Here is a 14,025-nt window from a genome sequence, read left to right on the forward strand (position 1 = left end):
GCGTGGGGAGAAGGGTATTGTTGTCGTTTCTTGGATTGAGCGATTATGAATATTGTTATTACACATACGAGGGCAAATCGTCTTCTTATACGCGTTTTATCCAGACAGCGGTGTATGAGTTGTTTCGCGGGGATGGACCGATGGATGTGGTGGTGTTTGCGACGAAAGAAGCGCGGGAGCGGAATGGGCAAGACCGCTTCAAAGGGGAGGAGCGGCTGGAGGGCTTGATCACCGCTTTTCAGCGCATCGCTCCTGAGGCGAATGTGAAGCTCGTGGAAATGGAAAGCCGTCAGGATGAACAGGCCAATTGGCGGTTGTTTGACTGCATTCTGAATGAAATTCGGGAAGGGGATACGATTTATTTTGACATCACCCACAGTTTCCGTTCCATCCCGTTTGTCGCGCTCATCGTGTTGAACTACGCCCGCTTTGTGAAAAAAACGGACATTGGCGCGATCGTTTACGGCTGGTTTGAAATGCTTGGGCGCCCAGCCGATGTCAAACAGTTGCCTCCAGAACGGCGGTTGGCGCCGATTGTCAATTTGACAAGCATGGCGAGGCTGCTCGATTGGACGAACGGGGTCGATCAATTTTTGCGCACGGGGGATGCCTCCATCATCCAGGCGCTGACCGCGAAAGAAAACAGCGAAGTGTTCCGCAATCCGTCTTCGAGCCAGACAATGCGAAACGAAGTGAAAGAATTAAATCAGTTGACGAAGCAGCTTGATCAGACGGAAAAAGTGATCCGCACGTGCCGAAGCTTGCAAATCGATGAGGAAGTGCAGAAATTTCATGAACAGCTCGGCCGCGTTCGCTCAGCGTCGGCGGAAGCGATTAAACCGCTTGTCCCATTGTTGGATGTGATGGAGAAAAAGTATGCGATGTTTGATGATGATCCGATCATGAACAGTTGGAAGGCTGTGCGTTGGTGTTTGGACCACGGATTGATTCAGCAGGCGCTGACGATGTTGGAGGAAAATGCGGTGACGGCCGTTTGCCGGGTGTTGGGGCTTGATTTGCGGGATGAGAAAATTCGAGGCGATGTTCATTCGGCTATTGAAATTTTATTGCGAGATATTCCGAAAGAGAAATGGCGCGTTCGTTCTGTGGAACTGGTTGAACAAATAATCGATTTCTTATCTCCTTATAAGGGGGATTTGAAACCATTTAGCATGCTTAAAGAGCGGCGCAACGACATCAATCATGCTGGGGCGCGGCCGCAACCGCTAAAGGCGGAAAAGTTTTGGCCCGATGCGGAGCAGTCGTTCCGAGAACTTGGTGCGTTTTTTGAACGCATGTCAGCGCTCGCAAAAACGATGCAAATCGCAAAGGAGAATGCGTGATGGCCTATCAGGAAAGCGGGGTAACAGCTGTTGCTCAGTCGTCATATCCGCTTGTTCTCTTGACGCCGGCCGCCATTCACGGCGCTGATCCGAGGGAGAAGGCGGAGTTTCGCCTTCCGTCGTTGCGGGGGGTATGGAGGTACTGGTGGCGGACGCTGCAGGATGAACCTCATCACGAAAAGCTGCTTGCCAAGGAGGAAGAGTGGTTTGGCGGCACGAGGAAAACAAAGCAGCAATCGCCTGTCCATCTAACGTTGGCAAGAGCGATGGAAGGGACAATGAGAGAAAATATTTTGCCGCATCGTACGTCTCCAACGTTTGTTCCGGCGCTTCCTGCCGGCGGGGAGGTGACCGTGACGCTCTCGGTGCGGAAGCGTCATCAAGAGCGATTGGCGCAATATGATTGGCACTTTCAATATATGCTTCACCTCGCCAGCTTCGGACAGCGGTCGCGCCGCGGGTTTGGAGCTGTGCAATGGACGGAGCATCAATGGGATCACGTTGAGGAATACGGTGAAAGTTTGCGTATGACGCTAGAACGCATCGGGGCGGCGGATGCGTTTTCCTTTGCGGAGCGCGGCTGCCTTGTGGCACGACGTGAAGACATCGCAACACCTCATCCGGTATTGTCCGCGGTGTGGGTTGGAGAAGGAAAAGAGAGCGCGGCGGAAGTGGTGAAGGCGTTTGGCAGGGCATCGCATGAAGCGAATCGTTATGGCAGCCTAGGATATATGAGAGGGAAAGAAGGAAAGCTTTCTTCCCCGTTATGGTGCACGGTGAGGAAAATCGGAGGCCGCTACTACCCGATTGTAACAGAAGTGAGAAACCATGACTCGTGCTACAGCGAGCCGCGCTATGAGCGGGATCGAAACCGGTTTTTAGAAATTGTTGGGGTGAGGATATGACCAATCGCTATGTTGTCATTTTTACGGTCGGACCTGTGCAGTCGTTTATCGCCTCGGCCCGAAAAACAGAAGATTTTTGGAGCGGGAGTTATATTTTGTCCTATTTGGTGAAAGAGGCGATCAAACAGTTTTACCAGTTGGATGCCAACTGTGAAGTCGTATACCCGCTCGTCACAAGGGAGGAGTTGCGGTCGCCATCTGCGCGGGATTTTCGCATTGCTTCGATCCCGAACCGTGTGACGGCCGTTATGGAGGGAACAGAAGCGGAGGTTGGCGGTTGGCTGCGCGAAGTGGAGGACAATGTTCGCCAAGTGTTTCTGGACTTCTGCTTTCAAGCCATTCGACGCGTGTTTCCACATCTCACTGCCGAAGAGTATGAATGGCTGGAGATGATGGTGGAACAGCAAGTGCAGTCGTTTTTAGAAGTGTACTGGGTCGCTGAACCGTATGAGCCGTCCGCTTCGTTCCGGACCGTGCGGGAACGGGCCGAGCGGCGGTTGGGGGCGTTGAAAAACGAGAAACATTATATCCCCGTTTCCCAATCCGGCCTTGTTTGTTCCGTCTGTAAAGAAAGAGAAGCGCTGCGGCTCGCAAAGGTTGAGGAAGCAGATCATTTCGGCGACATCAAACGAAAAACGCTTCATCTTTGGAAACAACGGGCGGCGAAATTTCAAGAAGTTGAAGGCGAAGAAGACGACCGCCGCTCGGGACGGATCAAGGACAACGAATTTTTATGCGGCATTTGCTTAGGCAAACGGGTGGCCCGCGATTACTTCTCCGCTTTGTTTGGCGCTTCGGTTTTGTCGTTTCCGTCTGTTCTCGAGATCGGAGCGGGCGATTATTACGCCGTGCTCATGATGGATGGGGACAACATGGGGAAATGGTTCTCCGGGGAACGGAAAGAGGAGTATAGTCAAACGAGCCAAAAACTGGCCCGGTTTGCGAAGGAAATCGTTCCGCGGATTGTCGAAGAACAGTGCCACGGCAAGCTCGTTTATGCAGGGGGGGATGACGTCCTTGCCTTCCTGCCGACCGAGACGGTGCTGAAAGCGGCGGAGGAGCTCCGATTGGCGTTTGGCGATGAACGGAAAGGATTAGGTCATGGAGCGACCGCCTCGTTTGGCGTGGTGATTGCTCACAAAAAGTCGCCGCTCCATCTCGTTCTCAACGCTGTCAGAGCGTTGGAGAAAAAGGCGAAACAGTATTCCAACGGCAAGACGGGGCAGCGAAAGGACGCCCTTGCTTTAGCGCTTCACACCCGCTCTGGCGAGATTTCGGAAGCGGTTCTCCCATGGATGATTGGAGGAGAGAAGGTTTCACAATTATTGGATCAATGGATTAATCTGTTGAAAACATCCCTGTCGCCGAACTTTATTTTTCATTTCGCTTCCGCGTTTGCCCCGCTGCTGCATGAGCGGCACTGCCCTAAATGGGAGAATGGCGACATGCTCGCGACAGAGCTTCGGCGTTTGCTTAAGCGGTCTGTAAAAGAGGGAAGCCATCTGAGCGCCCAAGAGATCGCCCATCACACGCAAGTTCTTTTGTCTTTGCATGAAGCGGTTCGCAGCGGCTATGACTTTTTGTATCTGTTAAAGATATTGACCTTTTTCAAACGGAGCGAGGGGAACGGGCAATGACAAAATTAGTCTTGACACCGGTAGACACGTTTTTCTTTAAAAACCATCATGCGACGCAAGCGGGGAGGCGACGGTGATGGAGTCGATATTCCCTCCGCGCCCGAATACGATTTACGGCGCGTTGCGGGCGGCGTACATTTATGCGTACAGCACGTTTGACGACTTTGCGAGGGGCAGTGATGAACAGGTGAGGAGATGGATGGGCACCCCGACTGAGCGGGGGCAGTTCTGTCTCCATTATTGCACGCTGGTGAAAGAAGACGTCTTGTTCTTTCCCCTGCCCTTTGATTATCAAGTCATAGAGGAGGAAAAATCGCTCAAAGCGTATCCATTGCGGCTTGTCAAAGACCGAAAGCCTTCATCATCTGCTTCGATGTGGCGTCTGGCTTCTTCGCGGCGTGACAAAACGAAAAGTCCGCAGCACTATTACGTCCCGATGGAGGAATGGAAGCAGGCGCTTTTTGGGAATAAGCCAATCTCTTCCCTTTGTTCATTGTCATCGTTCATCGCTCGGGAAGATAAGGTGGGAATTCAACTCGACACGTCCAGCCGAACAGCCCAAAAGGGGCTTTTATACCGGGTGGCGAAAGGGCGTTTTGTAGACGGGGCGTCCCTTGTCGCTTACATCGGTGATGGACCGGATTTCTCTGATGTCAAGTGGGCGCGGATCGGCGGGGAAAACCGGCCGTGGTCTATCCGCCAGCAGCCGGAAACGCTTCGTATATGGAATCCAGACGAGAAAAAGGGGATTGAACAAGACATTCAGCGGACAAAGCTGGCGAAAATCGTCTTTTTGTCTCCAGCTATTTTCTCGAACGGATCCCGTCCAGCGGCAATGGACGGCGATCAGTGGACATGGCCGAACGGGGCGGTCGTCACTTGGCTTGCCGCTTCCATCGGACGTCCGGAGTTGTACGGGGGATGGGACATCGTCCGCCATCGGCCAAAACCGCGGAAATGGATGATCCCAGCCGGTTCGGTCATCTATGTGAAGATCGAACGCGACGATGCTTTGCCGCTTGTCCTCTCCGCCCTTGACGGCGTTCATCTCACCGATGAAGGGGCGGAGGAAGGGTTTGGGTTTGCGGTGATCACGAGTGCGAAAGAAAGCGAGGAGGAGTTGTAATGTATTCGATCGTACGGCCTTTTCTTATGCATGCCATTACGTCTGTCCATGCGGGGAGCGGGAGCGAGATCGGGTTTGTCGACTTGCCTATTCAGCGAGAGAAGCATACAGGATTTCCAAAAATCGAAAGCTCCTCGCTCAAAGGGGCGCTTCGATATCATATGACAGAGTCGCTTCCTGAAGATGGGAAGAATCTTGAACGGAAGAAGCTTGAACTGATTTTCGGCGCGGACAAAGGACAGGAAAGCGTCACACAAGCGAGCGCCATTGCTCTGAGCGATGCACGCGTTTTGCTGTTTCCGGTTAAATCGCTTCGCGGCGTATTTGCTTGGATTACGTGCCCGCTTGTGATTGAGCGGTGGAATCAAGAGATGAGCGTCCATCAGCAATCGATCGGGAAAGAAGTCCGACTTCTTCCGGTGCCCGCACCGAACACGGTCAGTTCCGACCGGTTGATGGCGGTCAATGGACGCATTGTGCTGGAGGAGTATGCGTTTTCGGTCACCGTTTCTCCCGAAGCGAAACAGCTGGCGGAACAACTTGCCGCCCTCCTTGGGGAGCATTGCCGCCTGCGTCTTGTAGATCGACTCGTTGTTCTCTCCGATGACGATTTCACGGATTTCGTCAAATTGTCGACCGAAATTAACGCGCGCATTCGCATTTCACCGGAGACAGGGACCGTTGACAACGGTGCGCTCTGGTATGAGGAAAATGTTCCGCCAGAAACGGTTTTTTACAGTTTCCTCTACATTGGTGATGTACGGGGAGACGGAATAGATGGCTTTGCGAAGGCTGCGGATATTGAACGGTACTTTCTGAATGAAAACAAATTTCCATCCGTCTTTCAGCTTGGCGGGAACAGTACATTAGGCCGCGGAATGATGAGAACGATTTGGGTGTGAACGGAGGAGAAGCCATGGAAACAAACGTGAAGCGTGTGGGGATTGAGAACGGGCGAGCCGCATTTGCGTTTCAAGAAGTGAAACAGGCAAAAGAACGATTGAGAGGAAGCTTCGAAAACTATCGTTCTTACGTCAAAAAAATGCCGTCCTTGATTCAAGTCAACGGTCTCGGACAAGCATTGGCGTTTTGTTTTCAAAAAGGGAAGGAATACAAGGCGATTTATCAATCCCTCGCAAAATGGATGAGGGAACAGTTTCCGGATCAATTTTCATCGGCAAACCAAGAACTCGTCGAGGCTGTCGTCAACTTATCGAGCGCTGATTACCGGTTATGGACGATGGAAGCAATGGCGCTGCTAGATTGGATGCGCAAGTTTGCCGACGGGATGGCGAAAGACGATGCAAAGGCGGCAGAGTAAGGAGGGGAGGGCATGCTTTTTCATCCAAAGGACACCCTAGAAGTCGTGCAAAAGGCCAATAAATCGATCGGGCATTTGGCGTACCATCTCCATTATTTTATCGAGCATCGGTGGAATGACCGTAAAAAAGTGTGGGAGCCTTCGAAACAGTTGAAATCCGCCCCGATTCTCCCAGAGCTGAAAGAGATTGGCGAGCAGCTACGGGCGCAGCGAGAGCAGGCCATGGTGGAATGGGCGCAAACAGGGGGAGTCAAGAAGCTGAAAGCCCGCCTCTCTGGCCGAATTGTCCACGGACTGGGCGCGGGGCATGTTCGCGAGACGTCATTGACGATCCACCCCGTGTACGGTCTTCCTTACATTCCTGCCTCCAGTTTGAAAGGCCTTGTGCGCCATTGGTTCATCGAGGCGTATTGCGAAGGGGACGAGAAACGGCTCAGCGAGCATGAAGACGGACGGGCGATTTTTGGGATGCAAGACCATAAAGGACAGGTGCAGTTTTACGATATCTTTCTCATCGATGGCTTGCGGTTGGAAAAGGATGTGCTCGCTGTACATATGAAGGAGTATTATGAAGGAAAAAACGCTGCGACAGATAATCAAAAACCTGTTCCCGTTTCGTTTTGGACGGTCATGGCTGCAGAGGTGGACATTTATTTAACGGCCCATGGCTTTCGAGACGGTGAAAAAACTACCCGGTTGTTAGAGGCAGCATCGTTATATACCAAACAGGCGTTGATGGAATGGGGGATCGGTTCGAAAACATCGTCAGGCTACGGTCGATTTTCTGAAGTGGACGACGTGACGGAAACCGAATTCCTCCCAATGGTGCAAAAAGAACGCGCTCGTCTTGAGCGTCGAAAAATCGAGCAGGAAATGGTGGAGCGAAAGAGACGCGAGGAAGAAGAACGAGCAAGGCTGGCCCTCCTCTCCCCCGAAGAACGGTTGGTGGCCGAAATTGAACGGTTGACTGACAGCGAAACGGATAGGCAGCGAAGCAAGGATAGCCTTTACCAACAGGTGATCGAGCAGCAAAACAAACAAGCCGCCGTTGCGTTGCAGGCTTATTGGAAACGCATCGGAGAATGGGGAAAAGCCGTCAGCAAAAAGCAAAAGCAAAAAATGGACAAACTTCAACAACTGTTGGAGGAAAAGTGAGGGTCTTGTGATTGTCGTCGACCCCCAATCGTGCAAAAATCCCGGGGGATCGACGACAATGGTTTTTGGTGGTTCAGACTTACAGCCATCAAGGTTGAAGGTTATTGACAGAATTTTTGAAATGTGGTATTCTGAAAACAGCGCTAGATCGAAATGCTTGATGCAACAAGCATTTTTGGGTTTTTATCGTACCTATGAGGGATTGAAACAAAGGAGGTGAAAGAATATGATCTTGGGTACTGCAGTTTTTATCGTACCTATGAGGGATTGAAACATTTCTATCCAGCGGTCATTCGCCTGCTGGAAAACGGTTTTTATCGTACCTATGAGGGATTGAAACCTCAGGACAAGAACGCAACAAAAAAGAGCGCCCTCATGCGTTTTTATCGTACCTATGAGGGATTGAAACTCAACAAAATTTTAAAAAAAAATGTTGTATTTTTTGTTTTTATCGTACCTATGAGGGATTGAAACGAATCAGAAGCGGCAAGGAAGTAGTTGATAAATGGAGGTTTTTATCGTACCTATGAGGGATTGAAACTCAAAGATTGCGCAACGCTTCTTTGATCATCTCGTCGTTTTTATCGTACCTATGAGGGATTGAAACTTAATACGGTTAGCTATTGCTTTTTGTGTAGGATAACGTTTTTATCGTACCTATGAGGGATTGAAACAATGAAACACTATCGCATTGAAACGATTTATACGCTGGTTTTTATCGTACCTATGAGGGATTGAAACCGGACGGTCGGGTCGCGGTAAGTCGGCGATCACACTCGGTTTTTATCGTACCTATGAGGGATTGAAACCCGATACTTTAGCGTCGGTCAATCGGTCAATTTGCTTCGTTTTTATCGTACCTATGAGGGATTGAAACCCGAACGCCGCCACGACAAACTTGGTCATGACTGCAAACGTTTTTATCGTACCTATGAGGGATTGAAACCTTGTCCATTTTCATCGTAAAAGGAACGCCTCACTGTTTTTATCGTACCTATGAGGGATTGAAACACGATTCGGTGGCACAAGACAAAAACGCGGATGCGCGTTTTTATCGTACCTATGAGGGATTGAAACGTTTTGTGCTGTATCCTTTTTCGATTTTAAGTATTCAAGTTTTTATCGTACCTATGAGGGATTGAAACTCACTCCATCTCCGGCTCTGCAAGTTGCCGAATATTGTTTTTATCGTACCTATGAGGGATTGAAACGAGACAAAGACCTCGCGTTTGCCTTCCGCCTCCCGCGTTTTTATCGTACCTATGAGGGATTGAAACACATGCTTATTCCTCCTTATCCTTTTTCAGTCACCAGTGTTTTTATCGTACCTATGAGGGATTGAAACACTTTTCTTCTTCCCAATGTGACAATACTCCTTTTTGTTTTTATCGTACCTATGAGGGATTGAAACGGTGAACCAGTGAAAGGAGGAGACGCAAAAAAGGCAGTTTTTATCGTACCTATGAGGGATTGAAACTCACTCCATCTCCGGCTCTGCAAGTTGCCGAATATTGTTTTTATCGTACCTATGAGGGATTGAAACGTAATGAGAATGTTTTGGCTGTTCCGGTTGGTGATGTTTTTATCGTACCTATGAGGGATTGAAACCAACTTCACCCAATCTTGCACTGCCGATAATTCTTGTTTGTTTTTATCGTACCTATGAGGGATTGAAACCGTTGTACTTGACGTTGACGTCGCCGGTGTCGAAACCAGTTTTTATCGTACCTATGAGGGATTGAAACAATACGACGTACACGTGACCGTTGCCGCAAGAGTATAGGTTTTTATCGTACCTATGAGGGATTGAAACAAACCTCATAAGACTCACCAGTGAGAGTACAAATAGTTTTTATCGTACCTATGAGGGATTGAAACCTCCGCTTTCTCTTTGCGCTTCGCATTCATTATTCGTTTTTATCGTACCTATGAGGGATTGAAACTTTTGCTACTTTGAGTTTTACTTTCCCCATTTCCCGTTTTTATCGTACCTATGAGGGATTGAAACTCCAAAAAGTGCGGAGCGTGTTGTGCTAGAACGTCAAGTTTTTATCGTACCTATGAGGGATTGAAACTGCCGGCTGTAAAAAGAGCAATCACAGCGCGCTAGCGTTTTTATCGTACCTATGAGGGATTGAAACTTAACACGCTCATTTCATGTTCAGCTTTTCTAACTTGGTTTTTATCGTACCTATGAGGGATTGAAACAAAAAGGACTATATCGTATTTGAGAAAGAGGGAAAGTGTTTTTATCGTACCTATGAGGGATTGAAACCGTTTTTCGTAAGTATAAACTCCAATCCGTCTGCGTAGTTTTTATCGTACCTATGAGGGATTGAAACATCTGTTCAACAGTCAAATCACGTGGTACAGGAAGTTTTTATCGCACCTTATATTTCCTCTATCGCCCCGCTTTGTTTTGCTTCCACTGCTCATTGTCGTGTTGCTTGCTTTGCAAGAAGTCGCTTTTTTCCTGTTTCGCTTGGCATCTGCTTTTTCTGTGATGCCCCCTTGATCCACAAACATGGTTGTTGTTCATCGTCTTTCTTTGCGGTTGCTGCATTTCTTGAGTCCGATGAGATATACTTGATATGGGGACAATCGCTCTTCTTTCCTGTTCACCGTAGTGTCGGGGAACATGCTATGTTTTGCGTTTAGGCAGCCTGAAAAGCGACGGGGGTGGGATGGATGCGCCGCAAGCTTCGTGATCTCGGTTTTTCCATCGGCACGCTTCCGACAGGGGAGCGCAATCAAATCACCGATGTGCCTGGGGTGAAGGTTGGGCACGTGACGATTCGGGAAGAGGTGGATGAGCGGACGGTGATCCGCACAGGGGTGACGGCGGTGTTGCCGCATGGGGGCAACTCGTTTTTGGAGAAAGTGCCTGCGGCTTGTTTTGTGCTGAATGGGTTTGGGAAAACGGCTGGACTCGTGCAAGTCGAGGAGCTTGGGACGATCGAGTCGCCGATTATGCTGACGAATACGTTCAGCGTCGGGGCGGTTTGGCAAGGGACGCTGGAATATATGTTGGAGGCGACGCCGGAGATTGGGGATGTGACGGGGTCGGTCAACATTGTCGTCGGGGAATGCAATGACAGCTATTTGAATACAGCGCGGGTGATGGCGGTGACGAAGGAGCATGCGAAAGAGGCGATTGCCGCGGCGCGCGTCGAGATGGAAGAAGGGGCGGTTGGCGCGGGTACGGGGATGATGTGTTTCGGTTGGAAAGGAGGCATTGGCAGTTCGTCGCGGATCGCGGGCGGGATGTATACGGTCGGGGCGTTGGTCGTGAGCAATTTCGGCCGGCGCGAGGAGTTGCGGTTCGTGCCGTATATGCCGCCGTCGTTTGATGAGCGGGACGTGCCGCCTGGGTCGATTATGATGATCGTGGCGACTGATGCGCCGCTTGATGCGCGGCAGTTGAAGCGGCTGGCGAAGCGGGCGGCGGTGGGGCTCGGGCGGACGGGAAGCTGCGTCCATCACGGGAGCGGCGACATTGTCATTGCGTTTTCCAATGCTTATACCATTCCCCATTTTTCGGATTCTGCTCTTCAACCGTTCCCTCCGCTCGTCCGTGATGACGCGCCGCTTATGAATGAGCTGTTCCAGGCGGCGATTGAGGCGACCGAGGAAGCGATTTGGAATTCGCTCACGACGGCCGAGACGACGACCGGGCGCAACGGGCGGGTTGGGGAGGCGATTCCGTATTCGCTGCTTCGACGGATGGGAGAATGATCGAAAACGGCCTGAAAGGGATTCCTCTCAGGTCGTTTATTTATGATCTTGGCCGCGCTGTCAGTGCCGGATGTGAAGGCGGTGCGCCCAGGCGGCGATTTTTTCTTTCATGTCTTCACGCCATGCGCGGTCGTGGGTGGTGGATCCGACCAAAGCCCCTGTGGCGATGAGGAGCAGCCCTGACAAGGCGAAAATGGCGGAAATGGATGCGAATCCTGCGATGGCTCCCGCTGCCGTCGGGCCAGCGAGGTTGCCGAGGAAGCGGGAGCTGGCTGTGACGCCGAACACCCGCCCTTGGATGCGGCGCGGGCATTGTGCGTTGATCAGCGCTTGAAGGGCAGGCCATACCCCGCCGACGACAAGCCCTTGCAAGAAGCGCCAGACGTACAATTCATAAAGATGGTCCGTCCATACTTGCGGCAAGGCGAACAGGCCGGAGAGTACAAGCAGCATCGGCAGCGTTTTCTCCTGCCCGATCCGATCGCCGAGCTTGCCTAAATACGGCGCGCCGATGATCGTAGCGATTCCGGTGATCGAGGAGGCGAGCCCCGATAGAAATGCGAGATTGCGAGAATGGCCGACAAGCGACTGGACGAAAATCGTCATCATGGAATTGACGCCAAGAACGGCGATTTGCACAAGAAAGGTGGCGACAAACAAGATGACGAGCGGCCGATGGGCGAATACTTCTTTGAAACTGGCATGGCGCTCTTTCGTCTGCGGCGCGACGGGGTCTTTGTCGAGCCAAAAGACGACAGGAAGCAACGTTGCCAAAATGCAAAACCCGGTCACAAGAAACACCGGGCGGAAGCCGAACCAATCGGATAAGGCGCCGCCGATGAGCGGCCCGATGATGTTGCCGGCGATGCTTCCCGTCTGCAGCGTCCCGAGCGCCTCGCCGCTATGGTCTTTTGGCACGACGCGCGCCAAGTACGAAAACGAGACGGTGATGAATCCCGAGAAAAAGCCGACCAAAAAGCGAAGAACAAGCAGCGCCATCGGCGAATGGGCGAACGCCATGCAGCTGGTGATCAGCCCCATGCCAATCCCCGCGCGGATGAGGTTGGCGCGCTGGCCGTACTTGTCGGCGAACATGCCCCAAATCGGCGCCATGATGGCCGCTGACAAAAACGTTGCCGAAAAGACAAGACCAGTCCAGACGCTCAACGAATGGCGCTCCGTGACGCCCATCTCCCACAACAGCAGCGACAAAAACGGAATGACCATCGTCATCCCCGCGGACACCATGAAATTGCACAGCCAAAGGATGCGGACGCTTCGTTTCCAGTTCACGGCAGGTCATCTCCTGTATTCTTTCGTCTCTCTAACAATTTTAGCACGATGGAAAAACAAAGGGAACGATTTTGCTTATCAATGGGGTTAAGACCATGACCGTAAGGCATCGTGCAGGCTGGTCACGGGCCGCATGCGCTTTTGGCCGCCGCTTGTTCAAGGGAGTGAAACAAACGAATCCCCCTTGCCAACTCGGCAAGGGGGTGATCTATGTCAAAAGGGGGGAGGGGGAAATTAGGCGTTATGCGCTTGGGCGTCTTTCCATTTCGCCAGTTCACGTTCCACTTCTTCGTCAAACGGCACAGGGGACAACACGGCGTTCGTTCCGAATCGGGCGGCGGCCGCTTCGGCTTCTAAGGCGATGACGCGCTCTTCCATGCGGGCGAATCCGCGCAGCGCCTCGTCGGCGGAAAAGGAGGCGAGCGCCGAGTCGATTTGTTTCAACGCTTGTGCGGCGTTAACGCGGGCGGCAAGCTCCAGCTGTTTGGCGGAAAGCTCGTCGTACCGCTCGCGCAATTGATTGAGCCGATTGGCGACTTCCGCCGTTTTCGCTTTGATGGCATCGTATTGTTGTTTGTACGCCTCGAGCTTTTTCTCATACAGCAGCTTGTCGCGCAAAGCGAGTTTGGCGACGGCTTCTTCGCTGCGCTCGAGCGCCAGTTTCGCTTGGCGGCTCCGTTTTTCAATCGTCGCCTCCGCTTGGGCGATGAGCGTCTCATAGCGCCGCTCGGCGACCCATTGCCGGGCGAGCGCCTGGCGCCCTCGTTCGAGCTGTTCTTCAAGTTCGCGCAAATATTGTTTCGTCATGGCGACAGGGTCTTCCCAGCGGTCGATTTGTTCGTTCACTTCAGCGAGAACGATCGTCTTCATTCGGCGAAAAATGCCCATTTGTTTGTGCCTCCTTTTGAATTGATTTTTCCCATTCATCGAGCCAATCGGTAGAAACGGATGGCGTCGCTGGCATCAACGCCTCAACGGCGGATGGTTTGCGCCCTTGGCGCCGCCCCAAGGCGTACACCACGGCCAGTGCGAGCAAGATCAGCACCCATTTTGGCAGCAACGCTGCAATCCCGAGCGCGACGAGCACCCAGCCGATCCAGCGCTTCGACCGCGCCGCAGCGAGCCATACGGCCCCGGCGGCGGCAAGCAAAAGAGGGATGAGCCGCTCTAGGAACAACATCGGCATCATCCAGCCACCGCGCCGCTCCATGATGAACTCCCGATGGGGATGACCGAATCCGCCTGGCATGCCGTCAAACGGAGCGCCCGGACGCCCGTGCGCCATTACTTCATGTGGGGCGAGAACGTGAAACAGACTGACCCCAGCAAGGGCAACAAGGGCGAGCAGAAACACTGCCCGAGCTTTCTTCAATCTCGTCACCTCCTTTTGTGTGGTGGACTGGCTTACGGTTTGTATTGTAGAAGGGGAAGGAGAAAATTAGGTGAAAAGCGAATGTTTTTTGAAGGGGTTTTGAGCATATCCTCCATTAGGGGGATCCGCGCAAGATGG

At 52.0% G+C, this 14,025-nt stretch carries 11 protein-coding genes and 1 CRISPR repeat array; of the genes, 8 read left to right on the forward strand and 3 right to left on the reverse strand.

Going from position 1 to position 14,025, the window contains the following annotated elements; translation table 11 throughout:
* The first annotated feature begins 2 nt into the window (after positions 1–2).
* The 8 genes from csx2 (at position 3) to A0V43_RS17460 (ending at position 11,222) form a co-directional block, all read left to right on the forward strand.
* Positions 3–1,343: a TIGR02221 family CRISPR-associated protein gene (gene csx2, locus A0V43_RS17425; protein ID WP_063193660.1), complete on the forward strand. Its 1,341-nt coding sequence runs from the start codon at positions 3–5 to the stop codon at positions 1,341–1,343.
* On the forward strand, positions 1,343–2,248 hold the full coding sequence (locus A0V43_RS17430; protein WP_063193661.1) for an RAMP superfamily CRISPR-associated protein: 906 nt from the start codon (positions 1,343–1,345) through the stop codon (positions 2,246–2,248). Before csx2 ends, A0V43_RS17430 begins: the two co-directional genes overlap by 1 nt.
* Positions 2,245–3,885, forward strand: coding sequence for a type III-B CRISPR-associated protein Cas10/Cmr2 (gene cas10, locus A0V43_RS17435; protein ID WP_063193662.1), 1,641 nt, complete (start codon positions 2,245–2,247; stop codon positions 3,883–3,885). Before A0V43_RS17430 ends, cas10 begins: the two co-directional genes overlap by 4 nt.
* Before the next feature lie 76 nt (positions 3,886–3,961).
* A complete protein-coding gene (locus A0V43_RS17440) occupies positions 3,962–5,011 on the forward strand; it encodes a type III-B CRISPR module-associated Cmr3 family protein (RefSeq protein ID WP_236930868.1) in 1,050 nt (349 codons plus the stop codon).
* Positions 5,011–5,913: a type III-B CRISPR module RAMP protein Cmr4 gene (gene cmr4 / locus A0V43_RS17445; RefSeq protein WP_063193663.1), complete on the forward strand. Its 903-nt coding sequence runs from the start codon at positions 5,011–5,013 to the stop codon at positions 5,911–5,913. The genes A0V43_RS17440 and cmr4 overlap by 1 nt, the downstream gene beginning before the upstream one ends.
* Positions 5,914–5,927: 14 nt before the next feature.
* Positions 5,928–6,332 (forward strand): type III-B CRISPR module-associated protein Cmr5, encoded by a 405-nt coding sequence (cmr5, locus tag A0V43_RS17450; RefSeq protein WP_025039256.1) that lies wholly within the window; start codon positions 5,928–5,930, stop codon positions 6,330–6,332.
* 12 nt (positions 6,333–6,344) lie between these two features.
* Positions 6,345–7,487, forward strand: a complete 1,143-nt coding sequence (gene cmr6 / locus A0V43_RS17455; protein ID WP_060788800.1) for a type III-B CRISPR module RAMP protein Cmr6 — start codon at positions 6,345–6,347, stop codon at positions 7,485–7,487.
* 179 nt (positions 7,488–7,666) lie between these two features.
* A CRISPR array of direct repeats spans positions 7,667–9,829; the repeat unit is 30 nt; unit sequence GTTTTTATCGTACCTATGAGGGATTGAAAC.
* Positions 9,830–10,175: 346 nt separating this feature from the next.
* The gene (locus tag A0V43_RS17460; protein ID WP_063193664.1) at positions 10,176–11,222 is read left to right on the forward strand and encodes a DmpA family aminopeptidase; all 1,047 of its coding nucleotides are present in this window, start codon (positions 10,176–10,178) and stop codon (positions 11,220–11,222) included.
* Positions 11,223–11,282: 60 nt separating this feature from the next.
* Here the strand turns inward: A0V43_RS17460 and A0V43_RS17465 are convergent, their stop codons facing one another.
* The 3 genes from A0V43_RS17465 to A0V43_RS17475 form a co-directional block, all read right to left on the reverse strand.
* On the reverse strand, positions 11,283–12,515 hold the full coding sequence (locus tag A0V43_RS17465; protein ID WP_063193665.1) for an MFS transporter: 1,233 nt from the start codon (positions 12,513–12,515) through the stop codon (positions 11,283–11,285).
* Positions 12,516–12,749: 234 nt separating this feature from the next.
* The gene (locus A0V43_RS17470) at positions 12,750–13,403 is read right to left on the reverse strand and encodes a PspA/IM30 family protein (RefSeq protein ID WP_063193666.1); all 654 of its coding nucleotides are present in this window, start codon (positions 13,401–13,403) and stop codon (positions 12,750–12,752) included.
* Positions 13,363–13,887 carry a hypothetical protein gene (locus tag A0V43_RS17475; protein WP_063193667.1) on the reverse strand — a complete coding sequence of 175 codons (525 nt, stop codon included), beginning with the start codon at positions 13,885–13,887 and terminating at the stop codon, positions 13,363–13,365. The genes A0V43_RS17470 and A0V43_RS17475 overlap by 41 nt, the downstream gene beginning before the upstream one ends.
* Between the last annotated feature and the right edge of the window lie 138 nt (positions 13,888–14,025).

Origin of the sequence: Geobacillus sp. JS12 (assembly GCF_001592395.1) — a bacterium.
GTDB lineage: Bacteria > Bacillota > Bacilli > Bacillales > Anoxybacillaceae > Geobacillus > Geobacillus zalihae.

Coding starts and splice junctions, on each gene's coding strand:
- A0V43_RS17430 (WP_063193661.1), top strand. CDS start 1,343: ATGGCCTATCAGGAAAGCGGGGTAACAGCTGTTGCTCAGTCGTCATAT.
- cas10 (WP_063193662.1), top strand. CDS start 2,245: ATGACCAATCGCTATGTTGTCATTTTTACGGTCGGACCTGTGCAGTCG.
- A0V43_RS17440 (WP_236930868.1), top strand. CDS start 3,962: ATGGAGTCGATATTCCCTCCGCGCCCGAATACGATTTACGGCGCGTTG.
- cmr4 (WP_063193663.1), top strand. CDS start 5,011: ATGTATTCGATCGTACGGCCTTTTCTTATGCATGCCATTACGTCTGTC.
- cmr5 (WP_025039256.1), top strand. CDS start 5,928: ATGGAAACAAACGTGAAGCGTGTGGGGATTGAGAACGGGCGAGCCGCA.
- cmr6 (WP_060788800.1), top strand. CDS start 6,345: ATGCTTTTTCATCCAAAGGACACCCTAGAAGTCGTGCAAAAGGCCAAT.
- A0V43_RS17460 (WP_063193664.1), top strand. CDS start 10,176: ATGCGCCGCAAGCTTCGTGATCTCGGTTTTTCCATCGGCACGCTTCCG.
- A0V43_RS17470 (WP_063193666.1), bottom strand. CDS start 13,403: ATGGGCATTTTTCGCCGAATGAAGACGATCGTTCTCGCTGAAGTGAAC.